This window comes from Rhizomicrobium sp., assembly GCA_037200045.1.
In the GTDB taxonomy this organism is placed as follows: domain Bacteria; phylum Pseudomonadota; class Alphaproteobacteria; order Micropepsales; family Micropepsaceae; genus Rhizomicrobium.
The window spans coordinates 1-18,473 of sequence record JBBCHM010000003.1; the positions used below are offsets into that span (position 1 = coordinate 1).

Below are 18,473 nucleotides of genomic sequence, written 5' to 3' on the forward strand. Positions count from 1 at the left end.
ATGAAAATCGTCGGCGGGAAGTGGTCCAACTGGTCGGGCGGCGTCGTCTGCAAACCCAAGGCGATCGTGGCGCCGAAGGACGAGGTCGATCTCGCCGCCGCGGTGCGCACCGGCACGGCGCCGGTCCGCGTGCCCGGCACCGGCCATTCCTTCACCCCGCTGAACGCCACCGACGGCACGATCATAGATCTCTCCGCGCCGGCCTTCAGCGGCCTCAAGGGCTTTGATCTCGACAAGCAGGTCGCGACCTTCGGCGCCGCCACGCATCTGTGGGAGATCGGCCCGCTGGTCCACCCCCTGGGCCTCGCCCTCAAGAATATGGGCGACATCGACCGCCAGACGCTGGCCGGCGTGGTCGGCACCGGCACGCACGGTACCGGTGCCACTCTGGGCAGCCTATCCGCGGAAGTCGCCGGTTTCCGCCTGTTGCTCGCCAGCGGCGAGATCATCCATTGCGCGCCCGACGAGAACGCGGAGATCTTCGCGGCGGGGCGCACCTCGATGGGCACGCTCGGCGTGATGGTCGAGATCGCGATGAAGGTGCGCGACGCCTACAAGCTGGCGGAGAAGAACTTCCTCCTGCCGATCGACGATCTGTGGGACCGGCTCGACGACCTGGTCGCGACCAACCGGCATTTCGAATTCTTCTGGTTTCCCTATGCCGATGTCGCGGTGTGCAAGGCGCTGAACGAGAGCACCGCGCCGGCGCCCGAGCCGCGCTCGGCGGAATACATGAAGGCGCGCGGCGAAAAGCGCGCCGCCGACGCCACGACCTTCGAGCTGATCAACGAGGTCCTGCCCTATGCGCCCTTCCTGCTCCGGACGGCGCACCGGTTGTTCTCCGGCGGCATGAGCGCGGGCGACCGCGTGCGCTGGAGCCACGAGATATTTCCCAGTCCGCGCACCACCCGCTTCAACGAGATGGAATACGCGGTGCCCTATGAGAAAGGCCCCGAGACCGTCCGCAAGATCGTGGCCGAAATCCGCAAGCGCCGGATCAACACCGGCTTTCCCATCGAATTCCGCACCGTCGCTGCCGACGACGTCTGGCTGAGCCCGTTCTACCAGCGCAAAAGCGCCACAATCGCCGTGCATCAATACCACCGGGTGAACACATCGCGGTTGTTCGACATGTGCGAGAGCATCTTCCGCGGCGTCGAGGGCCGGCCGCACTGGGGCAAGCGCCACACGCGCAGCCGCGAGGAATTCGCGGAGCTCTATCCGAAATTCGAGGATTTCCGGCGCCTGCGCGAAAAGCTCGACCCAGGCATGATCTTCTTGAATGCGCATCTGCGCGGCATATTTGAGGGCTGACAGGCTTCGAAGGAGGCCGACATGCGCAAACGGACGAAATACGCGATTTCCGCGATCTTCGGCGCGCTGGTCTTTGCCGTGCTCGCCGAGATGAACGACTGGCCGTTGGCCCTGCTTATTGGCGCCGGCGTCGGCATGACCATCGCGCTGACCGTGCACGCCTATCCCACCGACCTCGCCCCGCCGGCCGACCGCCGCCACGAGAACACCCAGCGGCGCAAGGCGGCGGCGAAGACCTAAATCTACCCTCCCTCAAGGGGAGGGTAGGTCGTCCAGCTTCGCCTGCCGGTAGAAACAACTCGGCGCGCCGGTGTGGCAGGCGGGGCCGATCTGGTCGACCTTCATCAGCAATACGTCGCCGTCGCAATCGATCCAGGCCTCGATGAGGCGTTGCTTGTGCCCCGACTCCTCGCCCTTCACCCAGACTTTCTTGCGCGAGCGGGACCAATAGGTGACCTCGCCGGTATCCAGCGTGCGCTCCAGCGTGTGGCGGTTCATCCAGGCGAACATCAGCACTTCGCCGGTCTGTACGCGCTGCGCGATCACGGGCACCAGCCCGTCCGCGTTGAACGCGACCTGCGCGACGAATTCGGCGGGGCTCAGGATATCGGTCATGCGGCCTCTCTTAGCCGTTCGAGGCCGGCGCTCAAATCGGCGATCAGGTCCGCCGGGTCCTCCAATCCCGCATGGATGCGGATCAGCGGCCCTTCGAGCGCAAGCGGGGCGACGGTGCGGGCCAAGTGCGACGGCACGATCAGGCTTTCATAGCCACCCCAGGAGAATCCGATGCCGAAATGGGCCATCCCGTCCATCAGGGCGGCGATTTGGGCGTGGCTGGCGGGCTTCAGCACCACGCCGAACAGCCCGCAGGCGCCGCTGAAATCGCGCGTCCACAGCGCGTGGCCGGGATCGCTCGGGAGCGCGGGATAGAGCACGCGCGCCACCTCCGGCCGGCCCTCGAGCCAGCCGGCCAGCGCCAGCGCGGTCTGCTGGTGCCGCTTGAGGCGAACGCCGAGCGTGCGAAGCCCGCGCAGCGCCAGGAAGCAGTCGTCGCCGCTGACATACATGCCCATATTGCCGTGCAGGTCGGAAAGCCGCGCCGCGTAACGTTCGTTCGCGGCGACATAGCCCATCATCACGTCGGCATGGCCGCCGATATATTTCGTCACCGCCTGGATCGAGAGGTCCGCGCCCTTCGCCAGTGCCGCGAAGTGCAGCGGCGTCGCCCAGGTGTTGTCGAGCAGCACCGCCGCGCCACGGGCATGCGCGACCTCGGCGATCGCCGGCACGTCCTGCACCTCGAAGGTGAGCGAGCCCGGGCTTTCGCAGAACACCGCCCGCGTGTTCGGCTTGAACAGCGCCGCGATGCCGGCGCCGATCAGGGGATCGTAGTAGGTCGTCTCCACGCCGAAGCGCTTCAGCGTCTTGTCGCAGAAGGCGCGGGTCGGGGCATAGCAACTGTCGGCCACCAGCAGGTGATCGCCGGCGCCGCACACCGCGAGGATCGCGGTCGCCACCGCGTTCAATCCCGAACCGGCCAGCACCGTCTTCGCGGCGCCTTCCAGTTCGCAGATCGCCGCTTCGAGGCTTCGCACCGTCGGATTGCCGCGCCGCCCATAGGTGAACGGCATGGCATGGGCGTCGAGCGTCGCGATGTCGGGATAAAGGATGGTCGAGGCGCGGTAGACCGGCGTGTTGACCACGCCGAAATGCGCCGCGCTCTCGCGCCCGGCGCGGGTCAGCTTGGTGTCCTTGCTCTCCTTGTCGTCCGCCACGGGGCGCTCCTTTCAGCGCCTTCCACTAACGCGCCGGCGCCCCCGCCGCAACGCGGCGATTGCGACGCCGGATCGTTTAGGCCGGCGGCGCCTGATACGGCGCCTCCGGGACGACCATGCTCGCCTCCGATTGCGTGCTCACGATGCGCCGGATCGGGAAGTTGAACAGCCAGATGATGGGCACCGTGGCGCCGATGATCGCCGCGATCATCAGGAAGAACGTGACCTTGTCCATGCCGTCCCAATAGCTGCCGAGATAGCCGGCGAGCAGGTTGCCGGGGAAACTCGTCGCCAGGAACACCGCCATCATCAGCGAGCCGAGCTGCCGGGGCGCCGCCTTGGCATAGAGCGAAAGCCCGACGGGCGAGAAATAGAGTTCGCCCACCGTCAGCACGCCGAAATAGACGATGGCCCAGATCCAATAGACCTTGCCCGTGGGCCCGGCGATGTATTGCACGCCCGCCAGCAGCAGATAGGACAGCGCGATCAGCGTGCAGCCGATCGCCATCTTGTTGATGATCGAGGGCTCCTTGCCGCGCCGTTCCTGCCACGACCACAGCGCCACGACGCCGGCCGTGAAGGTGAAGATCATCACCGGGTTCACCGATTGCAGCGTGGTGACGCTGATGGTGAAGAGCCCGCCGACCGAACGGTCGACCATGTCGCGCGTCCAGAGTTCGATCGTATTGCCCGATTGCTCATAGGTCGCCCAGAACATCGTGCAGGGGATGAAGAACAGGCACAGCAGGACAACGGCCCACCAGTCCTTGGCGGTGAGCGGCGTGCGCGGCGCGGCGGCCGTCGCCGCGTTCTTGCGGCTCGGCCGATCGTTCGGCAGCCGGCGCATGGCGAACAGATAGGTGATTGTTCCGATCAGCATCGCCACGCCCGCCGAGCCGAAGCCGTATTTCCACGCGAGCCCCTCGCCGATATTGCCGGCGAACTCCTGTCCCAGGAACGCGCCCAGATTGATGCCGACATAGAAGATCGAATAGGCGCGATCGATGCGCTGGTCGCCCGGCTTGTAGAGGCCGCCGACCTGGCTCGAGATGTTCGGCTTGAAGCCGCCATTGCCCAGGATCAGGAACAGCAGCGCGAAGAAGAAATAATTCTCGAACGCCATCATGAAATGGCCGATGGCCATCAGGATGCCGCCGATGACCACGGTGTAGCGCCGGCCCAGGAAACGGTCGGCGAGAAAGCCGCCGATCAGCGGCGTGAAATAGACGAAGCCGGTGTAGAGCGAATAGATCATCGACTCGAGCGGCTGCACGCCCAGCGGCCCGCGGATGCCTTCCAGGAAATGTTTCATCGTATAATAGCCGATGACGTGCTCGGCATGCCCCGGCAGCAGCAGATAGCCGGTCAGGTAGATCGGCAGCAGCACCCGCATGCCGTAATAGGAAAAGCGCTCCCACATCTCCGTGGTGAACAGCCAGGTCAGCCCGACCGGATGGCCGAACAAAGTCTTCTCCGGCGGAGCGGTGTCGATAATCGCCATACGGATCGTTTCCCCCACGTGAAGGGGTCACTCTGCCCAAGGAATGGCCTCACGGCAATTCGATGTAGCGGTCCTCGCGGGAGTAGGGGACGAAGCCCAGCCGCTGATAGAGCGGCAGGGCGCGCGGATGATCCAGCGTGCAGGTGTTCACCAGAAGCTTGGAGATCGGATGCGCCCAGGCGTTCATCACCGCCTGATAGAGAAAGAAATATCCGAGTCGTTTTCCGATCGCTTCGGGCATCAATCCGAAATAGGCGAGCTGGCCGGTGGCCGCGTCGCGCATGTCCAGCTCCGCCATGCCGGCGGGATTGCCGTCGAGGTAGAGGACATACAGCTCCACCTGCGGATGCTGGATGATCTGTGTCAGCGCGGCCTCGGGCAGCTTTTGCCGCTCGACCCAGAAATAGGGCCCGCCGATCGTGTCGTAGAGATAGCGGTAGAAATGCACCGGCGGATGCACCGCGCGCAGCATCGCGACCTTGCCGCGCGGCACCGGCGGCGGCAGTGCGGCGGGCTTGGCGGTCATCTCCAGGAAGGTAACGACCATCGGAATGCGCCGGCTGGCGGTCTTTTTCTTGCCGGTCATCCGGTCTCCACCGGCGCGTCGCTGGCGCCCCACTCGGCCCAGGAGCCGTCATACAGCGCGACATCGTGCGCCCCCGCCACCGTCATCGCCAGCAGGACGATCGCCGCGGTGATGCCCGAGCCGCAAGTGGTGACGCTGTGCCGGCCAAGGTCCACGCCATGGGCGCCGAAGGTCGCGCGCAGGTCCGCCGCCGATTTCAGCGTGCCGTCCTCGCCGGTCAGCTCCGTATACGGAACGTTCAGGCTGCCGGGGATGTGGCCGCCGCGCGTGCCGGGGCGCGGCTCCGGCTCGATCGCCTTGAAGCGCGGGATGCCGCGCGCGTCGATCACCTGCTCGGCATGGCTTTCGAGATTGGCCTTCATCTGGCGGAAATCGCGCACCAGCGCGTTGTTCGGCCGCGCCGTGAAATGCCGCGCGAACGGCATCGCGGTCATGTCTTCCAGCGGGCGTCCCTCGCGGCGCCATTTCGGCAGTCCGCCGTCCAGCACCACGACGTCCTCATGGCCCATGGCGCGCAGCATCCACCAGGCGCGCGGCGCGGAGTACACGCCCGCGCTGTCATAGACCACGATCATGTTGCCGTCGCCGAGCCCCAGCTTGCGCATGCGGCTGGCGAATTTCGGCGCCGGCGCCAGCATATGCGGCAGCGGGTTCTTGTCGTCCGACAGATCGTCGATGTCAAAGAACAGCGCGCGCGGAATATGCGCCGCGGCGTATTCTGCGCGCGGATCGCGGTTCATGTTCGGCAAATACCAGGAGGCATCGACCACGCGCACGTCCGGCGCGTTGATCCGGCCCGCGAGCCATTCGGTCGAAACCAGGGGAGATTCCGCGCTCATGGCTCGAACGGCACCGGGAAGGGTTTGCGCGGCTGCGCCAACCAGCCCGGCACGGGCAGGTTCCTGGACCGCAGGAAATCGGGATTGAACAGCTTGCTCTGATAGCGCGTGCCGTAATCGGCCAGGATGGTCACGATGGTATGGCCCTTGCCCATCTGTCTCGCCATGCGCACCGCGCCGGCGACATTGATGCCGGTCGAGCCGCCCAGGCACAGCCCCTCATGTTCGAGCAGGTCGAAGACGATCGGCAGCGCCTCCTCGTCGGAGATCTCATAGGCATCGTCGATCGGCGCACCTTCGAGATTGGCGGTGACGCGGCTCTGGCCGATGCCCTCGGTGATCGAGCTGCCATGCGCGTCGAGCTTGCCAGTCTTCACCCAGGAATAGATCGCCGCGCCGAGCGGATCGGCGGCCGCGATCCGCACCCGCGGGTCCTTTTCCTTGAGCGCGATGGCGCAACCGGCCAGCGTGCCGCCCGTGCCGACGGCGCAGGTGAAGCCGTCGAGCCGCCCATTGGTCTGGTGCCAGATCTCCGGACCCGTGCCTTCGATATGCGCCTGGCGGTTGGCAATATTATCGAACTGGTTCGCCCACACCGCGCCGTTCTTCTCGGTCCTGGCAAGCTGCTCGGCGATGCGGCCGGAGACCTTCACATAGTTGTTCGGGTTCTTGTACGGCACCGCCGGCACCTCGATCAGCTCGGCGCCCAGAAGGCGCAGCGCGTCCTTCTTTTCCTGGCTTTGCGTATCGGGAATGACGATCACGGTCCGGAAGCCGAGCGCATTGCCGACCACGGCGAGGCCGATCCCGGTATTGCCCGCCGTGCCCTCCACGATCACACCGCCGGGGTGGAGACGGCCCTCGCGGATCGCGTCCTCGATGATGAACAGGGCGGCGCGGTCCTTGACCGACTGGCCGGGATTCATGAACTCGGCCTTGCCCAGAATCTCGCAGCCGGTGGCTTCGCTGACACGGTTGAGGCGGATAAGCGGAGTACGGCCGATCGCGGCAACGACGTCTTTTTTTATGTCCATCTGTGCGCGTTCGTGGGGGCGAGACGAACCTAATCGCGCCGGCAGGGGCCTTCAAGCGACGAAAGGAAGCCGGCGTAAGTATTTGCCGTATCTCGGAAACTCCGCGCCGGCCCGACGCGGCGGCGCGGCCCGGCCCAAGGTGAGTCGGGAGCGCTCCCAGGAGCGGAACCGCCCGCTAACCACTTCGTGCTACAAAGGCAGCGCCCGTTCTTCCTTCGATTCAAAGGCTTAGGCGGAACGAACCTTCGCGTTATACGTTTTCGCCCAAGCTGTAATCGTATGTCTGCTGTCACAAAGGGGAACGATGTCCATTCCGGCCGACTCGATCGTGAGCAGGGGCGCGACCGTCGCCTCCCTGGCGCTCGAGCGCATCGTGCGGTCGCCGGCCTCGCTGGTCGAGAATCTCCCCATCGGCATCTACACCTGCGATCGCGACGGTCTGCTGGTCCAGTACAATCGCCGCGCCGCCGAATTGTGGGGCCGCGCGCCCGCGCTCGGCGAGTCCTACTGGCGCTATTACGATGCCTTCAAGGCGGTGGACCGCGACGGCAAGCTGGTCGCCGCCGCCGATTCGCCGATGGCGCATGTGCTGGCGACGGGCGAGCCGGTGCGCGACCGCCAACTGACCGTCGAGCGGCAGGACGGGACCAAGGTCACGATCCTCGCCAATGCCGATCCGATCTTCGACGAGCACGGCACGCTGGTGGGCGGCGTGAATTGCTTTCAGGACATCAGCGAACTCGTGCGCATCAAGGACCAGATGCGCCAGGACCGCCGGGTGGCGCGCCATGTGATGGAGGCGCTGCCCGCCGCGATCTACACCACCGACGCGCAGGGCCGGCTCCAATATTACAACAAGGCAGCGGAACAGCTTTGGGGCTGCGCGCCGAAGATCGGCGAACAGTTCTGGTGCGGCTCGTGGAAGATCTACCGGCCCGACGGCACTGCGCTGCCGCACGACCAATGCCCGATGGCCGTCGCGATCAAGGAAAAGCGCTCGCTCGCCGGGCCCGAGGCGGTGGTCGAGCGGCCGGATGGCACGCGCGTGCCCTTCATGCCCTATCCGACGCCGATCTTCGGCGGCGATGGCGCGCTGATCGGCGCCGTGAACATGCTGATCGATCTGACCGGCCAGAAGCGCGCCGACGCGCAGCAGCGCGGCCTGATCGACGAGCTCAACCACCGCGTCAAGAACACGCTGGCGACCATCCAGTCGCTCGCGGCCCAGACGATGCGCGGCACGCAGGGCGACGGCGAATTCGAGGGCCGGCTGCTGGCGCTCAGCCGCGTGCACGACCAGCTCACCCGCAATGCCTGGGAATGGGCCGACCTGGCGGCGATCGCAGACGACACCTTCCTGCCGGCGCGGGGCTCGGCGAACAGCCATGTCGCGATCGAGGGGCCGTCGGTGCAACTGACGCCGCGCGTCGCGCTCGCCATGGGCATGGTTCTGCACGAACTCTTCTGCAACGCGATGAAATACGGCGCGCTGTCGACGCCGGCCGGCTCGGTGGCGCTGCGCTGGCATGTCGCGGGACGCCTGCTGCATGTCGATTGGCGCGAGGAGGGCGGGCGCGCCGTCGCCGCGCCGCGCAAGCGCGGTTTCGGCACGCGGCTGCTGGAGCGCAGCATCGCGCATGAGCTGGGCGGCCGCCCGGCGATTGCCTTCTCCGCCGCCGGCGTACATTGCACGATGGAAATTCCGCTGCCGGAATAGTAGGCAGTGTTCCCATGACCGATGCCGATTCCGGTTCGCGATTCCTCGATCGCCTGAGCGTGCTCGTCGTCGAGGACGAGGCGATCATCTCCTTCCTGCTCGAGGACATGCTGACCGAACTCGGCGCGAGCGACGTGCGCCACGCCGGAACGCTCGCCGCGGCGATGGCACAGATCGAGGCGCGGATGCCCGACATCGCGGTGCTCGACGTCAATCTCGGCGGCGAGCGCGTCTATCCGGTCGCCGAGCGGCTGGCGGCCGCCGGCGTCCGCTTCCTCTTCACCACCGGCTACGGCAGGAGCGGCATGGACCCCCGCTGGTCGGCCGGCATCGTCGTGCAGAAGCCGTTCAACCTCGCGACGATGGCGACGGCGTTGAAGGATGCGCTGGCGAATCTACCTTCCCCTTGAGGGAGGGTAGTAGGCTCCCGCGCTGTCGACTCGCACGGGAGGCCCGCCTGTACACGCTCTATTATTTTCCCGGCAATGCCAGCCTGATGCCGCACATGCTGCTGCGCGAGATCGGCGCGCCGTTCGAGCTGCGCCTGGTCGACCGCGCCAACAACGAGCAGAAGAGCGCCGACTATCTCAAGCTCAATCCGTCGGGCACGATTCCCGTGCTGGTCGATGACGGCTTGGCCGTCCACGAGACCGCCGCCATCGCGCTCTACCTCGCCGACCGCCATCCCGAAGCGAAACTGGCGCCGCCGCCCGGCGCGCGCGAGCGCGGCGCCTATTACAAATGGATGGTGCTGATCTCGAACGCGCTGCAGACCCAATTCCGCGCCTGGTTCTACGCCCACGAATTCGTCGACGACCCCGCCTATGCCGACTCGGTGAAGGCCGCGACGGCGGCGCGCATCGGCAAGACGTTCGACCTGATCTCGGCCCATCTCGCGATGAACACGTGGCTCCTGGGCGAGGCGTTCAGCGCCGTCGATCTCTATCTCTTCATGTTCATCCGCTGGGGCCGCGCCTTGCCGAGGCCACCACGCCTCGACCCCGTGCTGGCGGCCTACGCCGAACGCGTCGCCGCGAGGCCGGCAGTGCTGGAAGCGTTTTCGGTGGAGGAGATCGCGCCGCCATTTATTTGACGGCGGCTGGGCAAAGCAGGGTTGGCGTGGCGGCTGCTTTGCCTGCCCGCCGGAAAAATGGCTCCCCGGGCCGGATTCGAACCAGCGACCAACCGGTTAACAGCCGGTTGCTCTACCGCTGAGCTACCGAGGAACACGTTAAGGACGGGGTGTCTAACCCGTTTGTTTGGCAATGCAAAGCCAAATTTGGCCGCGCCCGGATTGCCCCGCCGGGCGCCCGAAGAAAAAGAGGCCGGGTGGTTAGCCCGGCCCCAAGGCGTTGGGTAATGGTGGGGTGTCTTCAAGGGAAGACAATGGAACTCTGCTACGGCAAGGTTAATAAAACCTTAACGTGCACAGTTTCGGGGCATGTACTTGTACGATTGTCCCGGCCTGCAAGCATGGCGGCGTGCTACGCGGCCTCGGTCGGCTGGTTCGCGGTGAGGATCTGGACCAAGTGAGGATTGGAGGCCACGCCCGGAATTGAACCGGGGTTCACGGATTTGCAGTCCGCTGCGTCACCACTCCGCCACGTGGCCTCGTCTGCATTAAACCCGTGGAAGCCCACGGATTTCGGCGGTAGGGGCGCCCTATATCAGAAGCATGCGCCCGCCGACAACCGCCCGCGCTTTCGCCCCGCGTTGTCAGGGCCAAACCGTCCCCCTATAAGCCGTGCCGTCCTACAGAAAGCGGGCGAATCCCATGGCCGACTACGCCACCCAGCGCTTCAACATGGTCGAGTGCCAGGTCCGCACCAACGACGTCACCGATCCGCGCATCCATGCCGCCATGCAGGGGGTGCCGCGCGAGCGCTTCGTGCCCGCCGCCAAGCGCGCCACCGCCTATGCCGATGTGCCGGTCGAGGTGGCGCAGGGCCGCTTCCTGCTCGACCCCCGCACCTTCGGCAAGCTGGTGCAACTCGCCGCGCCCAGGGCCGAGGATCGCGTCCTCGATGTCGGCTGCGCCACCGGCTATTCCACCGTGGTCCTGGCCAAGATCGCCAAATCGGTGATCGGGCTGGAGCAGGACGCCGATCTCGTCCGCGTCGCCTCCGACATGGTCCCGGCCAATGGCGCGGCCAACGCGACCGTGGTCCAGGGCGGGCTGACCGAGGGCGTGAAGGCCATGGCGCCGTTCGACGTCATCCTGATCGAGGGCGCGGTCGAATCGGTGCCCGAGTCTCTTTTGTCCCAACTTGCCGAAGGCGGGCGGCTGGCCGCGATCGTCAACGAAGGCGGGCAGGGGCGTGCAAGGCTCTATGTGCGCGAGAAAGGCGGCGTCGGCAGCCGGCTGGATTTCGACGCCACGGTCCCGCTGCTGGCCGGCTTCCGCAAGGTGGTTGGATTCGTCTTCTGACCTCCCCATATCCGGGACGCAGGAAGGGGCTTTTGAGATGCAGACCTATATCCGCGCCGCGGTGATCCCGCTGCTCGCGCTCGGTGTTGCGACATCGACGGACGCGGCCGGCCGCCACAAGGCCAAGCCCGCGACGACGCTCGCCGCCGCCGCTCCCATGCCGTCGCCGCTGCCGCCGCCCTCGACCGAGAAGCCCAGCCTGACGCTGAACGAGGCGCTCGCCGTCGCCTACGAGACCAACCCGCAGCTTGCCGCACAGGAAGCCTCGCTGCGCGCCACCGACGAAGGCGTCGCCATCGCCAATGGCGGCTGGCGGCCGACGATCTCGGCCGGCGGCACCTATGGCTATCAGCAGTATTATTTCTTCCCGCAGCTCGTGCCGGGCCTCGGCACCTTCTCGACGATTTCGGCCCATCCGCTGCAGGGCGCGCTGACGATCACCCAGCCGATCTTCCGCGGCGGGCGCACCATCGCCGAGATCGGCCGCGCCAAGGCGCTGGTCCGCGCCGCCCGCGCCCAGCTTCTCGCCGCCGAGCAGACCGTGCTGCTGAGCGCCGCCACCTCCTACATGGATGTGGTGCGCGACACCGCGATCCTCAGGCTGCGCGAGCACAATGTGCAGGTCCTGCAAAAGCAGGCCGACGCCACCCAGGCGCAGTTCGACGCGGGATCGCTGACGCGCACCGACGTCGCCCAGAGCCAGGCGCGGCTGGCCGGCGCGCAGTCCGACCTGACCGCCGCGCGCAGCCAGCTCGCGATCAGCGCCGCCGACTTCCTCCAGGCCGTCGGCCGCCCGCCCGAGACGCTGGAGACCGAGCCGGCGCTGCCCAAGGGGCTGCCGACCGGCGCGGACGATTCCATCGTGCTGGCGCTCAAGCAGAACCCGGCAATGACCTCGGCGCGGGAGAATGAGATGGCGGCGGACTACGCGGTCGACGACGCGCTCGGCGCCCTGCTGCCGACATTCTCCGTACAGGGACAATATGGCTACGGCCAGGGCTCGCTGGTGTCGCCGACCGGCACCTTGCAGGTCGATGCCGGCCCGCCGCACACCGCCGACCATGTCGTCAGCGTGACCGGCCAGCTCAACGTGCCGATCTACCAGGCCGGCGTCGAGGACGCGACGGTCCGCCAGGCCAAGGAATTGCACAACCAGGCGTCGCTCAACGTCTCGGTGTCCGACCGGCAGGTGCGCGACGCGGTGACCACCGCCTGGGCCCAGTTCGAATCCGCCGAAGCCTCCATCGCCTCCAACGAGGCGGCGGAGCACGCCAACGAGATCGCCTTCGAAGGCGTCACGAAAGAGCAACAGGTCGGCGGGCGTACGATATTGGACGTGCTGAACGCCGAGCAGGAGCTGCTCAATTCCGCCGTGGCGCTGGTCACCGCCAAGCGCAATGCCGAGGTCGCCGCCTTTCAGGTGCTGTCCGCCAACGGCGCCCTGACGGCGGCGAATTTGGGCCTGAAGGTGAAGCTCTACGATCCGCTCGACCACTATGAGGACGACGCCGGCCGCTGGATCGGGCTGGGCGACTGATCCGCGCGACATTATTTCTCGCGGCGGACGCCCGAAAACCCTTCGGAAAGCCCAAGACTCTTAACGAAGTTTTTGCCTTCTCGACCCCACTGTCCTAGGGTCACGGGTGAAATCCTTTTTCGCGAATGTCCGGAGATTCCGTCATGGCGTCCAATCCGCAGCACGAACCGACGATGGAAGAAATTCTTGCGTCCATCCGCAAGATCATCTCCGAGGATTCCGCGGACGCGCCGCCCGCCGCCGCCGCGCCGGCCCCCGCCATGCACGCCGAGGCCGACGTGCTGGAACTGACCCAGGAAGTGGAAGAGGCGCCGCCCGCGCCCAAGCCCGAGCCGGTGCGCGCCGCCGCCCCGCCGCCGCCGCCCAAGCCCGACGACGTGGTGTTCGAGACCGTCGAGGAGCCGGCGCCCGTGCCGGCCGCGTCGCAGGACGACATCTTCTCCGACAAGACCCGCAAGGCGATGGACGAGACCTTCGCGAAGATCCCCGAAGCGGTCGCACCGCCGCCGGCACCCGTCGCCCCGGCGCCCGCCCGCGCTTTGTCGATCCCGGAAGGCAGCTCGGTCGAAGCGGTGTTCGAGCGCGCCATCACCGGCGCCTTCGATCCGGTGCTGCACAAGTGGATGGACGGCAACAAGGCCGACCTGCTCGCCGCCGTGAAGCCGCTGATCCGCGAATGGATGGACGAGCACTTCCCCGCGCTGCTCGAAGGCGCGGTCCGCAACGAAGTCGAGCGCGTCGTAAAAGCGCGCGGCGGCAAGGCCTGATCCACGGTTTCCGGCCCGCACTTGACCGGACCTTTCCTTCTGTAATCTATCGACCCTCCCCTTGAGGGAGGGTCGAAATTTGCGCAGCAAATTTCGGGGAGGGGTCGGGCCGCGCGGCAGGACCCCTCCCCGAAATCTTTTCGCTGCGCTCAAAGATTTCGACCCTCCCCGTAGGGGAGGGTTGATGTTAGAGAAATCCATGCTCGACAAGACATTCTCGCCCGCCGAGGTCGAAGGCCGCATCTACGCCCAGTGGGAAGCCTCGGGCGCCTTCCAGGCCGGCCGCCGTCCGGCCGCCGAGCCGTTCTGCATCATGATCCCGCCGCCGAACATCACCGGGCGGCTGCACATCGGCCACGCGCTGAACAACACGCTGCAGGACATCCTCGTCCGCTTCGAGCGCATGCGCGGCAAGGACGTGCTCTGGCAGGTCGGCACCGACCATGCCGGCATCGCCACCCAGCTCATCGTCGAGCGCCAACTGGCCGAGCGCCAGCAGAGCCGCGTCGCCATGGGCCGCGAAAAATTCCTCGAAGCCGTCTGGAAGTGGAAGGACGAGTCGGGCGGCGCCATCATCCAGCAGCTTCGCCGCCTCGGCGCCAGCGCCGACTGGTCGCGCGAGCGCTTCACGATGGACGAGGGCCTCAGCCGCGCCGTCCTCAAAGTGTTCGTCGAGCTCCACAAGCAGGGCCTGATCTACAAGGACAAGCGCCTGGTGAACTGGGACCCCAAGCTGCAGACCGCGGTCAGCGATCTCGAAGTCGAGAGCATCGAGATGAAGGGCCATCTCTGGTACCTGAAATATCCCATCGAGGGCGAGATGGGCCGGTTCATCACCGTCGCCACGACGCGCCCCGAGACCATGCTGGGCGACACCGCCATCGCGGTGCATCCGGGCGACGAACGCTACAAGGACCTGATCGGCCGCAAGGCCATCGTGCCGCTGGCCAACCGCCACATCCCGATCATCGCCGACGAGCATTCTGACCCGGAGAAGGGTACCGGCGCGGTCAAGATCACGCCGGGCCACGACTTCAACGATTTCGAGGTCGGCAAGCGCCACGACCTTCCGCTGATCAACATCCTGAACAAGGACGGCACGCTGAACGAGAATGTGCCGCCGGCCTATCGCGGCCTCGACCGCGATGCGGCGCGCAAGACCATCCTGGCCGATCTCGAAGCGGTCGACCTGGTCGGCTGGAGCGAACCGGTCAATCTCGTCGAGCGCGTCGAACAGATCACCCATGCCGTGCCGCATGACGAGAAGACCAAGACCGTCGTGCTCGAACCTTATCTGACCGAGCAGTGGTATCTGAACGTCGCCCCGCTCGCCGCGAAGGCGATCGCGGCGGTCGAGGACGGACGCACAAGCTTCACGCCGGACAACTGGACCGGCGTCTATTTCAACTGGATGCGCAACATCCACCCCTGGTGCATCTCGCGCCAGCTCTGGTGGGGCCATCAGATCCCGGCGTGGTACGACGAAGAGGGCCAGATCTACGTCGCGATGTCGGAGGAAGAAGCGCGCGCGCAGGCGCCGGGCAAGGCGCTCCACCGCGACACCGACGTGCTCGACACCTGGTTCTCCTCCGCGCTGTGGCCGTTTTCGACGCTGGGCTGGCCCGACAAAACGCCAGAGCTGAAGCGCTTCTACCCGACCAGCGTGCTCTCCACCGGCTTCGACATCATCTTCTTCTGGGTCGCCCGCATGATGATGATGGGCATCCATTTCATGGGCGAGGTGCCGTTCCATCGCGTGCTCATCCACACCCGGGTGCTGGACGAGCAGGGCGCCAAGATGTCCAAGACCAAGGGCAACGTCGTCGATCCGCTGACGCTGGTCGATCAGTTCGGCGCCGACGCGCTGCGCTTCACCCTGGCGCTGGCGGCGGGTCTGTCGCGCGACATGCGCATCGGGCCAAGCCGCGTCGAGCCCAACCGCAATTTCGCGACCAAGCTGTGGAACGCGGCGCGCTTCTGCGAGATGAACGGCTGCGTGACGGTGCCCGGGTTCGATCCGGCGAAGCTGACGCAAACGGTGAACCGCTGGATCGTGGCGGAAACCGCGCAGGCCGCCGCCGACGTGACCGCGAATCTCGAAGCGCTGCGCTTCAACGAGGCGGCAGCCGCGGCCTATCGCTTCGTCTATGACGTGTTCTGCGACTGGTATCTGGAAATCGCCAAGCCGATCTTCAACGGCACGGATGAAGCGGCGAAAGCGGAAACTCGCGCCACCGCGGCTTACGCGCGCGACCAGCTTCTCGCGATCCTGCATCCCTTCATGCCCTTCATCACCGAGGAGCTCTGGGCCAAGACCGCCGAGGGCGGCGCGCCCCGCGCCACGCTGCTGATCGAAGCGGAATGGCCGCGCGGCGCCGCGACCGGCGACGATGCCGCGCGCGCCGAGATGAACTGGGTCATCGATCTGGTGAAGGGCGTCCGCTCCGTCCGCGCCGAGATGAACGTGCCGCCCTCGGCCAAGATCGCGCTGCTGCTGAAGGGCGCCGACGCGAAGACGCGCGACCGCCTGGCGCGCCAGAAGGACGTGATCCTCCAGCTTGCGCGTCTCGTCACCGCCGAGACCATCGACGACTTTCCGAAAGGCACCGCGCAATTCGTCCTCGGCGAGGCGACCGTCGGCCTGCCGCTCGGCGATGTCATCGACTTCGCCAAGGAGCGCGCGCGGCTGGAGAAGGACCTGAAGAAAGCCCATGACGAAATCGCCCGCTTCGACGCGAAGCTGTCGAACGAGCAATTCGTCGCGCGCGCGCCGGAAGACGTCCTGACCGAACAACGCGAAAAACGCGCCGAAGCGGCGGCGACGGCGGCGCGTCTGAAGGAAGCGGTGGCCAGATTGGCCATCTGAGCAAACAAATTCATGGAGCCGTACGGATATCGATGCGCCTCTATCTTTCCTCCCACCGCTTCGGCGACCGCATCGACCTTCTGCTCGGCCTGCTGCCGAAGGGAGCCCGCGTCGGTGTGATCTCCAACGCGCTCGACGCCACCGCGCCCGCCTCGCGCGCCGACTACGCCCGCACTGTCTACGATCCGATCGCCGAGCTTCGCGGCCACGGCCTTGACGTCTCCGATCTCGACCTGCGGAAATATTTCGGGAGTCCGGATTCGCTCGAACAGGACCTTTCGAAGCTCGATTTCATCTGGGCGACCGGCGGCAACGCGTTCCTCCTGCGCCGCGCGATGCGCCGGAGCGGCTTCGATGCGCTGGTCGGCAAATTCCTCGCCGAGGATCGTCTCGCCTATGGCGGCGAGAGCGCCGGCGCCGTCGTCGCCTGTCCGGACCTCAGGGGCATCGACCTGATGGACGATCCCAACCAGCTCGCCGAAGGCTACGACGCGGCGGTCATCTGGGAGGGGCTGAACCTCATCCCGTTCCATCTCGTGCCGCACTACGACTCGCCGCACGCCGCGGCGGAGGCCGCCGAGAAGGTGACCGCTTTCATGCTCGACCAGGCGATGGCCTACCGCACCATGCGCGACGGCGACGTGCTGGTCCGCGACGCGGCGGGCATCCGGGCCTATGAGCGCGGCTGAATATTGCCGCTTTTGCGGGCAATTCCCGCGTCGCCAAGGCTTTCAAATTACACGCCCCCGCATGGCGCGCCTTCGCCGCGTTGGCGAACGGCCGTCCGATACCTAACTATCGCCTCCTGCCATTTGCCAAACAAAGGATCTCCCATGCCGACTCTGTTCGATCCCATCAAGGTGGGCGCTCTTACCTTGCCCAATCGCATCTGGATGGCGCCGCTCACGCGCACCCGGGCCCTGGAGGGCAGCCGCGTCCCCGCGCCGCTCGCCATCGAGTATTACGCCCAGCGCGCCGGCGCCGGCCTGATCCTGACCGAGGCGACCTCGGTCGATGCCATGGGCGTCGGCTATCCCAACACGCCCGGCATCTGGTCCGACGAACAGACCGAGGGCTGGAAGCCGATCGTGCAGGCCGTGCACAAGAAGGGCGGCCACATCTTCCTGCAGCTCTGGCATGTCGGCCGCATCTCCGATCCCATCTATCTCGGCGGCAAGCAGCCCGTCTCGGCCAGCGCCATCGCCGCGAAAGGCCATGTCAGCCTCGTGCGCCCGGAAAAGGACTACGAAGTGCCGCGCGCGCTGGAGACGAGCGAAATTCCCGGCATCATCGCCGCCTACAAGAAGGGCGCGCGGAACGCCAAGGCCGCCGGCTTCGACGGCGTCGAGATCCACGGCGCCAACGGCTATCTGCTCGACCAGTTCCTGCAGGACAGCACCAACCACCGCACCGACGCCTATGGCGGCAGCCGCGAGAAGCGCGCGCGCCTGATGCTCGAAGTCACCGACGCCGTTTGCGAGGTATGGGGGCCGGATCGCGTCGGCATGCATCTGGCGCCGCGCGGCGACGCGCACACCATGGGCGACAGCGACCTCAAGACCACCTTCACCCATGTCGCCAGGGAGCTCGGCAAGCGCAAGCTCGCCTTCATCTGCGCCCGCGAGCGACAGGCAGAGGACAGCATCGGGCCTGCGCTGCGCGAAGCGTTCGGCGGCGTCTATGTCGCGAATGAGGGCTTCACCAAGGAGAGCGCGCAGGCCGCGCTCGCATCCGGCGTGGCGGACGCCGTGGCCTGGGGCAAGGACTACATCTCCAACCCCGACCTGGAGAAGCGCTTCAAGGCGAACGCCCCGCTCAACCCGTGGGACGCGGCGACGTTCTACGCTCCCGGCCCGCACGGCTACACGGACTATCCGGCGTTGGAGCCGGCGACGGCGGCTTAGAGCGCAAAAAAGACCCAGGCGGACAACGGGGGGAGATTGCCCGCCTGGGCTTTGAGGGAGCCGGCGCTGGTCGGAGGGGGAGGACCGCACCGGTACTTTGTTGGAATGAATCTAAGTCGCCGCGGCTGGCATTCAAGTAGTTCGGAATTATTCCAAGCTGCGTCTTGAATTTCAGGAAATCTTACCTATGCATAGGGCCTGCGCT

17 protein-coding genes and 2 tRNA genes are annotated in these 18,473 nt (G+C 66.4%); 11 read left to right on the forward strand and 8 right to left on the reverse strand.

The window, feature by feature from the left end; all coding sequences use genetic code 11:
* Both WDM86_22580 and WDM86_22585 read left to right on the forward strand, forming a co-directional pair.
* On the forward strand, positions 1–1,314 hold a 1,314-nt coding region (locus WDM86_22580), incomplete at its 5' end, for a D-arabinono-1,4-lactone oxidase (protein ID MEI9992805.1).
* A gap of 21 nt (positions 1,315–1,335) precedes the next feature.
* The gene (locus WDM86_22585; GenBank protein MEI9992806.1) at positions 1,336–1,554 is read left to right on the forward strand and encodes a hypothetical protein; all 219 of its coding nucleotides are present in this window, start codon (positions 1,336–1,338) and stop codon (positions 1,552–1,554) included.
* Positions 1,555–1,566: 12 nt separating this feature from the next.
* Here the strand turns inward: WDM86_22585 and hisI are convergent, their stop codons facing one another.
* The 6 genes from hisI to WDM86_22615 form a co-directional block, all read right to left on the reverse strand.
* Positions 1,567–1,929 (reverse strand): phosphoribosyl-AMP cyclohydrolase, encoded by a 363-nt coding sequence (hisI, locus tag WDM86_22590; protein MEI9992807.1) that lies wholly within the window; start codon positions 1,927–1,929, stop codon positions 1,567–1,569.
* Complete coding sequence (gene metC / locus WDM86_22595; protein MEI9992808.1) at positions 1,926–3,089, reverse strand: cystathionine beta-lyase; 1,164 nt, start codon at positions 3,087–3,089, stop codon at positions 1,926–1,928. The genes hisI and metC overlap by 4 nt, the downstream gene beginning before the upstream one ends.
* Before the next feature lie 76 nt (positions 3,090–3,165).
* On the reverse strand, positions 3,166–4,590 hold the full coding sequence (locus WDM86_22600) for a peptide MFS transporter (protein ID MEI9992809.1): 1,425 nt from the start codon (positions 4,588–4,590) through the stop codon (positions 3,166–3,168).
* Between the two features lie 49 nt (positions 4,591–4,639).
* Positions 4,640–5,176 carry a GNAT family N-acetyltransferase gene (locus tag WDM86_22605; GenBank protein ID MEI9992810.1) on the reverse strand — a complete coding sequence of 179 codons (537 nt, stop codon included), beginning with the start codon at positions 5,174–5,176 and terminating at the stop codon, positions 4,640–4,642.
* Entirely contained in the window at positions 5,173–6,015 is an 843-nt protein-coding gene (gene sseA / locus WDM86_22610) for a 3-mercaptopyruvate sulfurtransferase (protein ID MEI9992811.1), read from the reverse strand. The genes WDM86_22605 and sseA overlap by 4 nt, the downstream gene beginning before the upstream one ends.
* Entirely contained in the window at positions 6,012–7,049 is a 1,038-nt protein-coding gene (locus WDM86_22615) for a cysteine synthase A (GenBank protein MEI9992812.1), read from the reverse strand. The genes sseA and WDM86_22615 overlap by 4 nt, the downstream gene beginning before the upstream one ends.
* A gap of 304 nt (positions 7,050–7,353) precedes the next feature.
* Here WDM86_22615 and WDM86_22620 point away from each other — a divergent pair, with 304 nt between their 5' ends.
* Genes WDM86_22620 through WDM86_22630 form a run of 3 tightly spaced genes read left to right on the forward strand, consistent with a single transcriptional unit; the run spans position 7,354 to position 9,859 of the window.
* Positions 7,354–8,766 carry an HWE histidine kinase domain-containing protein gene (locus tag WDM86_22620; protein MEI9992813.1) on the forward strand — a complete coding sequence of 471 codons (1,413 nt, stop codon included), beginning with the start codon at positions 7,354–7,356 and terminating at the stop codon, positions 8,764–8,766.
* Between the two features lie 14 nt (positions 8,767–8,780).
* On the forward strand, positions 8,781–9,176 hold the full coding sequence (locus WDM86_22625; GenBank protein MEI9992814.1) for a response regulator: 396 nt from the start codon (positions 8,781–8,783) through the stop codon (positions 9,174–9,176).
* Positions 9,173–9,859 carry a glutathione S-transferase N-terminal domain-containing protein gene (locus WDM86_22630; GenBank protein ID MEI9992815.1) on the forward strand — a complete coding sequence of 229 codons (687 nt, stop codon included), beginning with the start codon at positions 9,173–9,175 and terminating at the stop codon, positions 9,857–9,859. Before WDM86_22625 ends, WDM86_22630 begins: the two co-directional genes overlap by 4 nt.
* Before the next feature lie 58 nt (positions 9,860–9,917).
* On the opposite strand, the gene WDM86_22635 is transcribed toward WDM86_22630, so the two are convergent.
* Positions 9,918–9,992 (reverse strand) — tRNA-Asn (locus tag WDM86_22635).
* A 311-nt stretch (positions 9,993–10,303) separates the two neighbouring features.
* Positions 10,304–10,377, reverse strand: a tRNA-Cys gene (locus WDM86_22640).
* A 163-nt stretch (positions 10,378–10,540) separates the two neighbouring features.
* Here WDM86_22640 and WDM86_22645 point away from each other — a divergent pair.
* From WDM86_22645 to WDM86_22670, 6 genes are all read left to right on the forward strand, one after another.
* The gene (locus WDM86_22645) at positions 10,541–11,194 is read left to right on the forward strand and encodes a protein-L-isoaspartate O-methyltransferase (protein MEI9992816.1); all 654 of its coding nucleotides are present in this window, start codon (positions 10,541–10,543) and stop codon (positions 11,192–11,194) included.
* Between the two features lie 37 nt (positions 11,195–11,231).
* The gene (locus WDM86_22650) at positions 11,232–12,731 is read left to right on the forward strand and encodes a TolC family outer membrane protein (GenBank protein MEI9992817.1); all 1,500 of its coding nucleotides are present in this window, start codon (positions 11,232–11,234) and stop codon (positions 12,729–12,731) included.
* A gap of 143 nt (positions 12,732–12,874) precedes the next feature.
* Positions 12,875–13,498, forward strand: coding sequence for a DUF2497 domain-containing protein (locus WDM86_22655; GenBank protein MEI9992818.1), 624 nt, complete (start codon positions 12,875–12,877; stop codon positions 13,496–13,498).
* 199 nt (positions 13,499–13,697) lie between these two features.
* Positions 13,698–16,364, forward strand: coding sequence for a valine--tRNA ligase (locus WDM86_22660; GenBank protein ID MEI9992819.1), 2,667 nt, complete (start codon positions 13,698–13,700; stop codon positions 16,362–16,364).
* 32 nt (positions 16,365–16,396) lie between these two features.
* On the forward strand, positions 16,397–17,053 hold the full coding sequence (locus WDM86_22665) for a Type 1 glutamine amidotransferase-like domain-containing protein (GenBank protein MEI9992820.1): 657 nt from the start codon (positions 16,397–16,399) through the stop codon (positions 17,051–17,053).
* Between the two features lie 144 nt (positions 17,054–17,197).
* Entirely contained in the window at positions 17,198–18,268 is a 1,071-nt protein-coding gene (locus WDM86_22670) for an alkene reductase (GenBank protein MEI9992821.1), read from the forward strand.
* Positions 18,269–18,473 lie beyond the last annotated feature (205 nt).

Excerpts from the sequence above, each read along its gene's own strand:
- WDM86_22620 (MEI9992813.1), top strand. The coding sequence starts at position 7,354 with ATGTCCATTCCGGCCGACTCGATCGTGAGCAGGGGCGCGACCGTCGCC.
- WDM86_22645 (MEI9992816.1), top strand. The coding sequence starts at position 10,541 with ATGGCCGACTACGCCACCCAGCGCTTCAACATGGTCGAGTGCCAGGTC.
- WDM86_22600 (MEI9992809.1), bottom strand. The coding sequence starts at position 4,590 with ATGGCGATTATCGACACCGCTCCGCCGGAGAAGACTTTGTTCGGCCAT.
- WDM86_22585 (MEI9992806.1), top strand. The coding sequence starts at position 1,336 with ATGCGCAAACGGACGAAATACGCGATTTCCGCGATCTTCGGCGCGCTG.
- WDM86_22655 (MEI9992818.1), top strand. The coding sequence starts at position 12,875 with ATGGCGTCCAATCCGCAGCACGAACCGACGATGGAAGAAATTCTTGCG.
- WDM86_22605 (MEI9992810.1), bottom strand. The coding sequence starts at position 5,176 with ATGACCGGCAAGAAAAAGACCGCCAGCCGGCGCATTCCGATGGTCGTT.
- WDM86_22650 (MEI9992817.1), top strand. The coding sequence starts at position 11,232 with ATGCAGACCTATATCCGCGCCGCGGTGATCCCGCTGCTCGCGCTCGGT.
- WDM86_22660 (MEI9992819.1), top strand. The coding sequence starts at position 13,698 with ATGCTCGACAAGACATTCTCGCCCGCCGAGGTCGAAGGCCGCATCTAC.
- sseA (MEI9992811.1), bottom strand. The coding sequence starts at position 6,015 with ATGAGCGCGGAATCTCCCCTGGTTTCGACCGAATGGCTCGCGGGCCGG.
- WDM86_22670 (MEI9992821.1), top strand. The coding sequence starts at position 17,198 with ATGCCGACTCTGTTCGATCCCATCAAGGTGGGCGCTCTTACCTTGCCC.
- WDM86_22665 (MEI9992820.1), top strand. The coding sequence starts at position 16,397 with ATGCGCCTCTATCTTTCCTCCCACCGCTTCGGCGACCGCATCGACCTT.
- WDM86_22615 (MEI9992812.1), bottom strand. The coding sequence starts at position 7,049 with ATGGACATAAAAAAAGACGTCGTTGCCGCGATCGGCCGTACTCCGCTT.
- hisI (MEI9992807.1), bottom strand. The coding sequence starts at position 1,929 with ATGACCGATATCCTGAGCCCCGCCGAATTCGTCGCGCAGGTCGCGTTC.
- WDM86_22625 (MEI9992814.1), top strand. The coding sequence starts at position 8,781 with ATGACCGATGCCGATTCCGGTTCGCGATTCCTCGATCGCCTGAGCGTG.